Annotated in this window: 12 protein-coding genes; 5 read left to right on the forward strand and 7 right to left on the reverse strand. The window is 48.7% G+C overall.

Annotated features, from left to right (window positions below; all coding sequences use genetic code 11):
- Nucleotides 1-198 precede the first annotated feature (198 nt).
- The 3 genes from Q0757_RS09350 to Q0757_RS09360 all read left to right on the forward strand — a co-directional run bounded on the left by Q0757_RS09350 (nucleotide 199) and on the right by Q0757_RS09360 (nucleotide 3,524).
- Nucleotides 199-1,071 carry a lipoate--protein ligase family protein gene (locus Q0757_RS09350; RefSeq protein WP_298786607.1) on the forward strand — a complete coding sequence of 291 codons (873 nt, stop codon included), beginning with the start codon at nucleotides 199-201 and terminating at the stop codon, nucleotides 1,069-1,071.
- A gap of 131 nt (nucleotides 1,072-1,202) precedes the next feature.
- Nucleotides 1,203-2,549: a sugar porter family MFS transporter gene (locus tag Q0757_RS09355; protein WP_298786609.1), complete on the forward strand. Its 1,347-nt coding sequence runs from the start codon at nucleotides 1,203-1,205 to the stop codon at nucleotides 2,547-2,549.
- 108 nt (nucleotides 2,550-2,657) lie between these two features.
- Nucleotides 2,658-3,524: an MBL fold metallo-hydrolase gene (locus Q0757_RS09360; protein ID WP_298786610.1), complete on the forward strand. Its 867-nt coding sequence runs from the start codon at nucleotides 2,658-2,660 to the stop codon at nucleotides 3,522-3,524.
- A gap of 46 nt (nucleotides 3,525-3,570) precedes the next feature.
- On the opposite strand, the gene pta is transcribed toward Q0757_RS09360, so the two are convergent.
- Entirely contained in the window at nucleotides 3,571-4,575 is a 1,005-nt protein-coding gene (pta, locus tag Q0757_RS09365; RefSeq protein WP_298786612.1) for a phosphate acetyltransferase, read from the reverse strand.
- 360 nt (nucleotides 4,576-4,935) lie between these two features.
- Between pta and hemQ the strand changes: the two genes are divergently transcribed.
- Nucleotides 4,936-5,685 (forward strand): hydrogen peroxide-dependent heme synthase, encoded by a 750-nt coding sequence (gene hemQ / locus Q0757_RS09370; protein WP_298786614.1) that lies wholly within the window; start codon nucleotides 4,936-4,938, stop codon nucleotides 5,683-5,685.
- A gap of 118 nt (nucleotides 5,686-5,803) precedes the next feature.
- On the opposite strand, the gene Q0757_RS09375 is transcribed toward hemQ, so the two are convergent.
- On the reverse strand, nucleotides 5,804-7,408 hold the full coding sequence (locus Q0757_RS09375; RefSeq protein ID WP_298786616.1) for an FMN-binding glutamate synthase family protein: 1,605 nt from the start codon (nucleotides 7,406-7,408) through the stop codon (nucleotides 5,804-5,806).
- Nucleotides 7,409-7,444: 36 nt separating this feature from the next.
- Complete coding sequence (gene kynU / locus Q0757_RS09380) at nucleotides 7,445-8,716, reverse strand: kynureninase (RefSeq protein ID WP_298786618.1); 1,272 nt, start codon at nucleotides 8,714-8,716, stop codon at nucleotides 7,445-7,447.
- A 256-nt stretch (nucleotides 8,717-8,972) separates the two neighbouring features.
- On the opposite strand from kynU, the gene Q0757_RS09385 reads away from it, so the two are divergent.
- Nucleotides 8,973-9,578: a trimeric intracellular cation channel family protein gene (locus Q0757_RS09385; protein WP_079474554.1), complete on the forward strand. Its 606-nt coding sequence runs from the start codon at nucleotides 8,973-8,975 to the stop codon at nucleotides 9,576-9,578.
- Nucleotides 9,579-9,608: 30 nt separating this feature from the next.
- Here Q0757_RS09385 and Q0757_RS09390 read toward each other — a convergent pair whose 3' ends face one another.
- From Q0757_RS09390 to Q0757_RS09405, 4 genes are all read right to left on the reverse strand, one after another.
- Nucleotides 9,609-9,938: a YnfA family protein gene (locus tag Q0757_RS09390; RefSeq protein ID WP_298786622.1), complete on the reverse strand. Its 330-nt coding sequence runs from the start codon at nucleotides 9,936-9,938 to the stop codon at nucleotides 9,609-9,611.
- Nucleotides 9,939-10,052: 114 nt separating this feature from the next.
- A complete protein-coding gene (locus tag Q0757_RS09395) occupies nucleotides 10,053-11,210 on the reverse strand; it encodes a cation:proton antiporter (RefSeq protein WP_298786624.1) in 1,158 nt (385 codons plus the stop codon).
- A 5-nt stretch (nucleotides 11,211-11,215) separates the two neighbouring features.
- A complete protein-coding gene (locus Q0757_RS09400; RefSeq protein ID WP_298786626.1) occupies nucleotides 11,216-11,713 on the reverse strand; it encodes a cation:proton antiporter regulatory subunit in 498 nt (165 codons plus the stop codon).
- 28 nt (nucleotides 11,714-11,741) lie between these two features.
- Nucleotides 11,742-12,332 carry an NADPH-dependent FMN reductase gene (locus Q0757_RS09405; protein ID WP_298786628.1) on the reverse strand — a complete coding sequence of 197 codons (591 nt, stop codon included), beginning with the start codon at nucleotides 12,330-12,332 and terminating at the stop codon, nucleotides 11,742-11,744.
- Nucleotides 12,333-12,424: the final 92 nt, after the last annotated feature.

A 12,424-nucleotide genomic window follows, 5' to 3' on the forward strand; every position in this document is an offset into this window, starting at 1 on the left:
CTTTTCAAATATAAATATTATGAATATTCTCTCTATGTTGTTTTTCGGGCCCCTCCACTTAAAAACTCTCTCAGGCAGATACCGTAATTATACTGTTCATTATTCTGTTTGGAAAGGAAAAATCCTGGTTTCTTCTATTATTTAGTAGCGTGTAATATCTTACACGGAAATAGCAGTGTTATAATAAGACCGGTCAAAATGAAAATGAATAGAATCGGGGTACATAAAATGGAAATGAAAGATATTTTTGCCAATAAGGAATGGCGGTGGATCGATCATTCAGTCACAGGAATTAATATGGATCCATTGCAATCCTTTGCCTTTGATGATAATTTCTGTGTGAGTCTGGGAGAGGGTTCTTCCCCTTCTGTGATGCGTGCCTGGGTTCATGCTCCCACCGTGGTCCTCGGTATTCAGGATACCCGGCTGCCCGCTGCGGCCGACGGGCTTGAATACCTCCGGGAGCAGGGATACGAAGTTATTGTACGCAATTCCGGCGGCCTTGCTGTCGTGCTTGATGAAGGAATTTATAATCTCTCCCTCATTTTTAAAGAAGAACGACGGACTTCTATTCATGCCGGCTATGAATGGATGTGGTCATTTATTCAGGAGGTATTTGACGACAGTCCAGGGTACATTGATGCCTATGAAATCGTTGGCTCCTACTGTCCGGGGTCCTACGATTTAAGCATCGACGGGAAAAAATTTGCCGGAATTTCGCAGCGCCGTATCAGAGGCGGGGTAGCGGTGCAGATTTATCTGGCCGTTACCCGGAGCGGAGCTGCCCGTGCAGAGGTTTTACGGGAGTTCTACGAGCGTGCCGCCGCTGATCAGGCAGACAAAAGGGTCACCTGGCCGGCTGTTGTTCCTTCTGTGATGACTTCTCTCGAAGAGCTGTATGGCACCGCCTTTTCCATTCAGGATATCAACCGGCGGATCCAGCAGACGGCTGAGCGCCTGGGTGCTTCTGTATATGAGGATCAGCTTACAGAGGACGAACAGTCCCGTTTTGCCCATTTCTACGACAGGGTACTTGCAAGAAACAAAAAGGCGACCCGGCCACACTCATAGGAAAACCTTACACAGCCCAAAACAGGTATTGTTTGCGGCTGTTTTCTTATGATTTTATTGAATGGAAATGTTTGGGATGCTCTCAAACGTGGAAGAATTCTCTCAGGACAAAAAATAAAGGTGGGTATACTATGTCTAACGGCTTAAGCAAGAGCTGGATATACTTTTTTGGAGCCCTTGGCGGCTTATTGTACGGTTATGAAACCGGTGTTATATCCGGAGCTCTCATTTTCATTGATCAGGACATTCCTCTTTCAAGCTTACTGCAGGGTGTCGTCGTCAGCTCGCTGCTCGCAGGGGCTATTGTTGGTGCCGGACTTAGCGGCTATGTATCGGATAAATTTGGCCGAAGACGGGTCGTATTTGTAATCGCTCTCGTTTACTTAATTGGCTCTTTGACTCTTGCATTTTCTCCAAACGCAGGTGTACTTATTACCGGCCGTGTTATTCTCGGCCTTGCAGTCGGGGGGTCAACGGCGCTTGTGCCGGTGTACCTCTCGGAAATGGCTCCAACCAGTCAGCGCGGCGCTCTCTCGTCTTTAAACCAGCTGATGATCACTCTTGGTATTCTGCTTGCCTACATCGTCAACTATGCCTTCACTCCGATTGAAGGTTGGCGTTGGATGGTCGGGCTCGCATCCGTGCCGGCGATTCTGCTTATGATTGGTGTAATCTTTATGCCTGAAAGCCCGCGTTGGCTGATCAAACGGAACCGCGAACAGGAAGCCCGGAATATCATGGGCTTAACACGCGACCAGTCAGAAATCGAAGATGAAATGAAACAAATGAAGGAAATTGAAAATATTGAAGAAGGCACCGGCGATCTCCTAAAGGCAAAATGGCTGCGGCCAATGCTGATAGTCGGCTGTCTGCTCGCTGCCTTTCAGCAGCTGATTGGTATAAACTCCGTTATTTATTATGCACCGACTATTTTCACGGAAGCAGGACTCGGTAACGCCGCTTCAATTCTTGGTACAGTCGGTATCGGTACAGTAAACGTGTTAATGACTCTCGTAGCGATCGCAACGATCGACAAACTGGGACGGAAAAAGCTGCTTCTGATCGGAAACGTTGGTATGGTCAGCAGTCTCGCAGTGCTTTCCATAATTCTATTCAGCGTCGAACTCACTACCTTCGTTGCCTGGCTGATCGTGGTTTTCCTTGGCGTATTTATTATGTTCTTCTCCGCCACATGGGGGCCGGTCGTATGGGTTATGCTTCCAGAGCTCTTCCCAATGAAAGCCCGCGGTGCAGCTACCGGCATTACAACGCTCGTACTGTCTCTGGCTAACTTAATTGTTTCCTTAACGTTCCCGATTTTATTAGGAGCCATAGGCATCAATTGGGTTTTCGTTATCTTCGCTTTCATGGGCGTGCTTGCCTTCTTATTCGTACTGCGGTTTATTCCGGAAACCAAAGGACGCAGTCTCGAAGATATCGAAAAAGATCTTCGCGGAGGATTATCCTCCAAATCGTAAAAGCTTTTTAGACGGGCGCTCCTCGGAGTGTCCGTCTTTTTTCTGGTTTTAATTATCAAGGGCACGGAAATACGTGTCATACATGCTTATTTTTGAAGGAGGAAAATGATGAGCGAAGAAACGAACGAAGAGCTGTATAATCCAATGGCGGACAAGTACCTGCCGATGACCTCGGTAAAAAGCGGCAAAGAGCATACCGTAGCCCGGGGGGTTCATGCTTATACAAATAAAATCGTTAATATCTGTACCATCGAACAGCATGATAATAATAACAACTGGGTGCTGGTTGATACCGGCATGCCTAAATCCTCGGATAAGGTGATTCAGGCTGTCGAGGATTTATACGGCACAAACAATAAACCAAACGCCATCATACTCACGCACGGTCATTTTGATCATGTGGGTACAGTGGTCGAGCTCGTTAAAAAATGGAATGTTCCCGTTTACGCCCACCCGGAGGAAATGCCTTATCTGACCGGAAAGAAAGCATATCCAAAGGCGGACAGCTCTGTAGACCGCGGACTCGTCGCGAAGATGTCGCCACGGTTTCCAAACGAGCCGGTCAACCTGGGAGATTTCGTGCAGCCGCTTCCGTCCGACGGTTCTGTCCCCGAGCTCGGCGAATGGAAATGGCTGCACACTCCCGGACACACGCCCGGGCACATTTCCCTGTTCCGTGAACACGACCGGACGCTCATTGCCGGTGATGCTTTTGTTACTGTAAAACAGGAATCCCTTTCCCGTGTTACGACCCAAAAGCTTGAAATCCACGGCCCTCCGAAATATTTAACAATGGACTGGGTCGATGCTAAAAGCTCTGTTGAAAAATTAAACCAGCTCGAGCCAGCCGCTGCAATCACCGGCCATGGCATGCCGGTTCGCGGCAGCGCACTGCAGGATGGACTGCAAAAGCTTGCAGATAATTTTGACACCGCAGCTGTACCAGAAACACAGACGCACGACACACGGCAGTAGCACAAAAAAGACCTTTCGGATGAATTCTCCGAAAGGTCTTTTTCATTTATGATTCTTTATTCGCTACTGCTTCGCGTTCGGTGATAGCCTGCTTGGCCGTAATAAGGGAAAGCTTGTACACATCGTCTATGCTGCACCCTCTTGAGAGATCATTCACCGGCTTATTCAGGCCCTGAAGAATCGGTCCGATAGCATCGTAGCCGCCGAGGCGCTGGGCGATCTTATAGCCAAGGTTTCCGGACTCCAGACTTGGGAAGATAAATATATTCGCCTCGCCGCGAAGCGGTGAATCCGGGGCTTTCTTTTGTGCTACCGCCGGCACAAACGCAGCATCAAACTGGAACTCTCCGTCAATGACGAGATCCGGGCGGGTTTGTTGGGCGGTTCTTGTCGCTTCGGATACCTTCTGCGTTTCCATGGAAGCAGCCGAACCCTTTGTAGAGAAGCTGAGCATCGCTACTTTTGGATCGATATCGAATGATTTTGCCGTTTCCGCAGTGGAAATGGCAATTTCTGCTAATTCATCAGCACTTGGAGATATATTAATGGCACAATCCGCAAATACGAACTTCTGATCCTCTTTCACCATAATAAATACACCAGACGTTTTTTGGATACCGGGCTTTGTTTTAATAATTTGAAGCGCCGGCCGCACGGTGTCGCCGGTAGAGTGAGCTGCACCACTGACAAGCCCGTCTGCAAAATCCATATATACAAGCATTGTGCCGAAGTAATTGACATCCGTCAGCTTTTCTTTGGCCGTCCGCTCTGTCTCTTTCCCTTTTCGGCGGGAGACAAAAGCGGCTACAAGCTCATCCATTTTTTCATACGTTTTTGGGTTGAAGATAGTAACGTTCTCGAGGGGGACACCTAACCTCTGCGCCCTGGCTTCAATTTCCTGTTCGTCTCCGATAAGAATAGGGATAATCACATTTTCTTCCCCGAGACGTGAGGCTGCCTGGACGACACGGTCATCATCGCCTTCCGGCAGTACGATGGAAGGATGTTCTTTTTTCACCTGATCATAGATGGACGCGAAAAGATCGCTCAACAAAATTCCTCCTCAAAATATTGTAAACAAGTGTATATCGTGTTGGTTTCATTGTAGTAGTTTTTCCGCGAATAAGCGAAGCACCTGCAGAGGGCCTTCGTCTATTCATTGTGAAAATAGCCGCACTGTTTTCATACATTAGCATACTCCTTCTGTCAGGAAAAATAAACCGGGACGAATAAATTCAATGATTTGTAAATTTTCACACTTTTGCCCCCCTAATTCCTGACGAAGAAGGGATAAACGTTTTTCGACAACGACCATCCACGTTTCACAAATTGCTCAATCATATTCGTTTTGGACGCTTGTGTACTGTGGTATAGTGGGCAACGGAAGGTTTAGATGAAGGAGGTAATCATGATGAGCGAAGCTTCTAAAACACTGGACGGCTGGTATTGCCTGCATGACTTCCGCCACTTTAACTGGCATGCATGGAAGCAGGTGCCGAGCGAAGAGCGCGACCAGATGGTTAACGAATTCCATCGCATGATTGAAGAATTTCAGCAGGTGGAAGAGGCTGAACAGGGCAGCCATGCTTTATACACGATCGTCGGCCAAAAAGCCGATTTTGTTATCATGGTGCTCCGTGAAAGCATGAAAGAGATTCACGATATTGAACTTGCTTTCGATAAGTCCGGACTGGCGGCTTACACAACTCCTGCCTACTCCTACGTTTCCATCGTAGAGCTTGGAAACTATATGCCGCCGGAAGACGGAAGCGATCCTCTCGATAATCCATGGATCCGCGGCCGCATTTACCCTATCCTGCCAAAATGGGAGCATTTCTGCTTTTATCCAATGGATAAAAAGCGCGAAGGCGAAGACAACTGGTATTCGCTTCCGATTGATAAACGCCGCGAATTAATGAAAGCACATGGCATGACCGGCCGTCAGTACGCCGGAAAGGTAAAACAGATTATCACCGGGTCCACCGGCCTTGATGACTGGGAATGGGGAGTCACTTTATTTGCTCACGACGCCCTGCAGTTTAAAAAACTCGTATACGAAATGCGTTTTGACGAAGTCTCTGCCCGTTACGGCGATTTTGGAGCCTTTTATGTTGGAAACATTCTTGAGCCGGAAAAAATTCAGGCATACTTTTCTGTATAATAGAACAAACCGCCAAAGTGAGCATACACTTCGGCGGTTTTTTTAACTTTAAGCATGGAGCAGAAACCGTTTATTTCCCAGGAAATACTTCCACTCTCTGCGGAGCTTTAAAAATTTTTCAGGCTTTGCTTTGCGTTCTTTCTATTTTTCTCTCTACAATGTCTTCTACGGAATACGTACGACCATCCATATCTTTATAAATAAGGTTCTCCCGATTAAATTCCGTTGGCGAATGGAGACCGGCCGCCACTGCTAAATTATGCATTCCTTCCCGCATGGAAATAATAAAATTGGTAACGCGGTAGGATTTTTCTTCAATATCAAGAGCCTCCTGCCGCTTCGGATCAGTCGTGGCCACCCCAACCGGGCACTCGTTTGAATGGCAAACCTGCGCCATGATACAGCCGACGCTGATCATAAATCCTCTCGCCACATGAATCAAATCCGCGCCAAGGGCCAACGCTGTGACTGCCTTGTTCGGCGTTAACAGCTTCCCTGAGGCAATGATGGTGATTTTGTCTCTAATCCCCGCTTCAAGCAGCGCTTCCTCAAGCATCGGCAGCGCTGAAAAGAGCGGAAGGGCTACACTGTCCGCCATTTCCTTGTAGGAGGCTCCCGTGCCCCCCTCGCTCCCATCCAGCGTGATAAAATCGGGAAGAATTTCCGAGGTCCTCAGCTCCTCCGCCAGCTTGAAGGCATGCTGTCTTGAGCCGAGAGTGATTTTTATGCCGACCGGCTTTTCACTCAGCTGCCGCAGCTCTTCGAGAAAGGCCATCAGCTTTCCAGTGGTTTCAATATCTTTAAACCGGTTCGGGCTGTCTATCGTTTTCCACGGTTCCACATTCCGGACAGCGGCAATTTTTTCGGTAACCTTAGCTCCGTCCACGTGTCCGCCCCGCTGCTTAGCTCCCTGAGCCAGCTTGATCTCTACAGCTTTCACCTGGTCGTAAGCTGCCTGTTCCTGAAACAGCTGCCGATTAAAATTACCGGCGCGGTCTCTTGCCCCGAACAGTCCCGGACCGATCTGCCACATAATGTCCGCTCCGCCCTTCAGATGGTAGTCCGACAGTCCACCTTCCCCTGTGTTCATCCAAGAGCCGGTAGCCCGGGCATTTCCCATGGACAATGCTTCAATCGCCCGGTCTCCGAGCGACCCATAGCTCATGCCTGACTGGCCGATAAGCCCCTTCACGCGGAAGGGATGCCTGACGCCGCTATGTTTTCCAAGCGTAATTATGTCCTGCTCATCAAGCAGAAACGGATCGAACGATTCCTCCACCCGGTGCTCCTGCCTTGTAAACAGCCGTTCGTTGTCGATTTCGTATACTTTGGACGGAATAGCTTCCGCCTTCCGGTCCCGGCGCAGATCCTCTTCAAGCGTCGGATACATGTCGTTTACGATATAATAGCCATTCGTATTAAAGTCCTCTTTCGACCCGTAGCCAAGCATACGTGTTTTATATTTTCCGGCTTTTACTGTAGAAATGAACTGCTCTCTTGAAAAGGGTTTTCCCTCAAGATCGTTGTTAAACAAATACTGACGAAATTCCGGCCCCGTTTTTTCAATTAAATAACGCATTCTCCCGAGAACCGGGAAGTTTTTTAAAATAGCGTGCTGCCGCTGACTGCGGTCCTTAACATACATCCAGAGCACCAGTCCCGCCGGCACTAAAACGATAAAAGCAATTAACAGCCCCAATAGAACAATAATAGCTGTTTCCATTTCCGGACCTCCTCCCTTCACTTCCTCTGATCTTTGTCAGGCAATTGTCCCGCGTTCATTTGAAAACTGCAGGTACTCTTCATTATCTATGATTCTTTTCAGCGTCTCTACTGCCATCCGGACTTCTTCATACGTATTGTACAACGCCACCGGCGCAATCCGGATGTAGGCCGGCGCCCGGAAATCAGGCACGATGCCCTCCGCTTTCAACGCATTACAGATGCCGGCGGCATATTCATGCTTAAGAAGCACATGCCCGCCTCTTGCAGCCGGGTCTCTCGGACTTACCACCTTCAGGCCGCTGCCAATACCAGCGTCGATCAAATCGATCATATATCCGGTTAACCGCAGAGACTTCGCCCGTATTCGTTCAATTCCTGCTTCCCCGAACATTTCCAGCGAACCGATCAGTGGAGCCATACTCAGTACATGCGGAGTCCCGATTTCGTAGGCCCCGGCTGATTCCTCCGGCTCGAGGGTGTGCTTCATATCAAACTGCACGGCTTTTTTTGAACTGAACCACCCCGCAAGCCCCGGCGATTCCCCGAAATGCTTTTCATGGACATAGAGCCCAGCAACAGCACCCGGTCCTCCGTTCAAATGCTTATAATTGCACCAAACAGCAAAATCAACGCCCCACTCGTGAAGCTCATGTGGTACAGATCCGACCGAGTGACAAAGATCGAGGCCGACCATAATGCCACGGGCGTGTGCCTCTTTCGTTAACCGCTCCATATCGAGCACCTGGCCGCTGCGGTACAATACGCCCGGAAGAAACAATAGAGCCGTATCGTCACTCATTCTTTCAATAATCTCCTCTTCATCAAGCATTCCGTCCCGGCTCGGCACCAGAGCCAGTGCCTCTTCCCCCAGCCCCTGCAGATCCAGCTGGCTTTTTAATGCATAAATATCGGTAGGAAAAGCCGCATCATCCGCAAGTATTTTGTACCTTTTAGCAGTAGGCTGATAAAAGGTAGCAAGCATCTGGTGAATGTTTACGGTTGTCGAACCAGTGACAATCACCTCTGTCTCTTTAGCCCCTAGCAGCGGAGCCGAGGCTTGAGCCAGCTTTTCCGAGAGGTAGTACCAGGGATGGCTTCCGTTTGTCCATCCCTCAATACCCAGCTGTTTCCACATATCCATGATTTCCTGTACGCTTTTTTCCGCCCGCTCCGACAGCAGTCCGAGCGAATTTCCATCCAAATAAATCGTCTCTCCCATGTAGAATTCCCGGCGGTACTTTTGGAGTTCATCACCTTCATCCAGTTTTTTCGCGTAAGTCTTTGTATGTATGTTTTCTATATTCATAGCGTCCCTTCTTTTTATGTAAATGTTATTTTTCGCCTATATTTTATATATGATTCCCCCGGCAGCTGAAACATTAACTGCTCTTTGCACCATTGTAACAGAAATATTCTGCCCCTCATTTTGTCAAAGCCACCGGGTTGCTATTTTTACAGTTACAGCTTATAATCATTCTCGGACTATAAGTGTACACACCGTCGCTGCCCTTCCGGCAGCGATTTTTGTATGAAGACGTATTAACCGGGAAAGGGGGAGCAGTATGACCTGGGATATGCTGACAGTGATAGGCACCATCGCGTTTTCCATCAGTGGGGCAATTGTCGCTATGGAAGAAGACCTTGATATCTTTGGAGTTTTGTTTTTAGGATTTATCACAGCGTTTGGAGGAGGAGCGATTCGAAACATTCTGATCGGTGTCCCGGTATCGGAGCTGTGGAGCCAGGGGCTCTTTTTCCAGGTTTCCTTCTTTTCTATTCTGTTGTTTGTACTGTTTCCAAATATTTTAATGAAGCACTGGCACAGCTGGGGATCCTTTTTTGACGCTATCGGCCTTGCTTCCTTTGCGATGCAGGGGGCCCTGTTTGCAGTAGAAATGGGACACCCGCTCAGCGCTGTCATCGTGGCAGCAGTACTCACAGGAAGTGGCGGCGGATTGATCCGTGACGTGCTGGCCAACCGAAAACCGATGGTGCTTCACTCGGAGGTCTACGCCTTGTGGGCGCTGGTCGGCGGCTTATTTATCGGTATGGGCTGGGTTACCGGCGGATTTGGCCTGTTTTTGTTATTCGTTTTGCTCGTTTCCGGCCGGGTATGCTCCTACCGCTTTCAATGGAAGCTCCCCCACCGTACAATTCCATCTATGTAAAGCTCTCCCGCCGGTCTCCGGCGGGCTTTTTTATGCTCCGCGGGGCGCCCACAGCATAATACTTACGCCGACAATACAAAAAGCAGCCCCGACCCAATCGTATGTGTCCGGTCGCCAGCCATCGACCCACCAGCCCCAGAGCAGGGACATAATAATAAATATACCTCCATATGCTGCGTAAACTCTTCCAAACGCCGGAAACACCTGAAAAGCCGCAATGACCCCGTACATTACAAGCCCTGCTGCTCCGAACAGGCCGTAATAGACCGGGCGCGACTCTCTTATCCACTGCCACACCAGATAGCCGCCGCCAATTTCCATGATTCCTGCCAGTATAAATAAAAGAATGCCTGTAAGCATATAAACCTCCTCCTTCTCCCGCTTTAACATACTGTAGAGATATTTTAAAAAAATGCACCGTAAAATTATGTAAAAAAAGACTGCTTTTCCGTGAGCAGCCCTTAAAGCTTCATTCTATACTGGTTTTTTTCCTCTTTTCTTTCCATAAATGCTTGAGGCAAGCTCTGGTGCTTTCTGGAACAAATATACCCCCACCAGAGCCGAGAGAAGAATAAAGATACTGCTGAAGGTCCGCAGCGTACCTGTAGCAAGTGCCGCGACAATAATGGAGAACTCCCCGCGCTGGGTTAAAGATAAGCCTGCACGCAGCGCTACTTTGGATGACAGGCCGTACAGCTTTCCGCCCGCAAATCCGACGAGGATTTTCGCAGCCACTGACCAGAAAAGCAGCACGAGAAGCATCGGAATCATCGGCACTCCTTCCCCGACCTCAATGGTAGTGCCGAAATAAACAAAAAACATTGGGAGCAGCAGATCCCGAAAGCGCACGACCAGTCCTTCGAGTACATCGCTTCGTTTCACTTCAGCCAGGATAATTCCAGCCAGAAACGCGCCAAGCACCTCGGATAAATTCAGGTACAAAGCAATACCGCCGTACGTAAGCGCAATACCAAAAACGAAAAGAAGAAAAAAATCTTCATCCATATAGCGGTCCACAAATGAACGCAATTTTCGGAAAACAAATATACCAAGCAGGACCGCTCCTGCGACCAGTATAATAATTTGAACGAAGGTCCATCCGAGCATGCCTACAGTAACTCCACTCCCTACAGTCATGCTGACAAGCAATGCCACAAGTACCGGGGCGAATAAATCCTCGAAAATGAGAAGACCGAGTATGAATTCGGACTCGGGATTGACCATCCGCTTTGAATTCTCAAGCATTTTGGCTGTGATCGAGGAGCTTGTAGCATAGGCGACACCGCCTATGATTAGGGCTTCGAGCCACCCAAGCCCAAACGCCAGCGTTATACCTACGGTAACCCCGAAGCTGAGTATAATATCCAGAATCCCGGCCCGGAAAACCTTCGTTGCGACAAGGATAAGCTGCCGGACCGGAAACTCCATTCCCAGCATAAAAAACAGCAGGACAATACCAATTTCACCAGCAAAATACAGCAGGTGAGAATCTGCCAGCCAGCTGCTGACGACAATTCCAATTAATAGATAGATGATGACATCGGGGAACCGCATTTTAAAAGAGATCCATCCCCCGATAAAAAGTACGAGCAGCATCAATCCCGCAGCAAGCAGATCAGGCATTTCCGGCATAAGAATTATCCTTTCGCCTTACAAACTTCTTCAAAGCGCCCAATAATATCTTTTTTTCCGACAACGAGCAGGGTGTCCCCGGCCTGAATAATAAAATCATCCTCCGGCTTCGGAAGGATATCTTTATCCCTCATAATGCCGACAATAGAAACTCCTTCCGGTATCGACGTCTGGGCTTCTTCCACTGAGCGTGCATCCATTGGAGAGCCTTTTTTTACTTTTATCCAGTCAACAAGCATTTTCTTTCTTAACAGGCGGAAACGCTCAAAGCTTTCTTCATCCACCGGTTCATCATGAATACCAAGCAGACGGGCTCCCAGCTCCTTCGCTTCATCGGATGTGAATATAGTTGAAAAAAGCGCTTCGTCATCGTCCTCGTCTTCCACAAAATAAATCTCTCTTTTACCGCTGTGGTGTATGATCATGACCGTCGTAATGCCGTCCCGGTTTTCAAACGATACCCGTTTTCCTACCCCCGGCAGGTCATGTTCCCTGATTCTCATCTGTCATTCCTCCTGTGAGCCTTTTCTTTTATCCGTCAAAACGGTGCATCCAGCTATTAAACGCCTGCACAAACTGTTTTACGTGCCGCGTAGTTTTTTCATCCTCCAGTGTATCGAGCTCTTTGTTCATTTTTCCCGCCACCCCGGCCACCAGCATTTTCGGCCCGGGCATTACATAGGCTTCAGCGGCTGTAAGAGTCTGCCGGACCTGATACTGGGATAAAGCTGTGCCGCCGCCCCCGGGCGTCGCTCCGGCAAGCGCGAAAGCACGGTGGGTCAGGGCGGAATGGGCGGGCGGGCTCGACGCCCAGTCCAGGGCATTCTTTACAACACCCGGCATGCCATTATTATATTCGGGAGTCACGATAATAACCCCGTCCGCACGCATCATTGCACGCTTCAATTCTACCACGGCTTCCGGGGCTCCTGCTTCTTCTACATCGGCATGATAAAGTGGAATTTGATGCAAAAATGCTTCTTCCACCTCCCAATGCTCCGGAAATTCTGCCTTCATTACATCCAGCAGCTTCCGGTTATAGGATTCCTTCCGAAGGCTCCCGCATATTACCGTTACGTTCATCTGTTCCTCTGTCATAAGCTTCACCGCCTTTACGTTCATCCTCTAGCCTCATTATACATTTTTTCTGCTCTTTTACCCTAGCAATCATACTTTTTTCTAAAGGTATTAAATCGTATTTTGACTTCTATCTG

Source organism: uncultured Marinococcus sp., from assembly GCF_947493875.1.
Lineage (GTDB): Bacteria > Bacillota > Bacilli > Bacillales > Marinococcaceae > Marinococcus.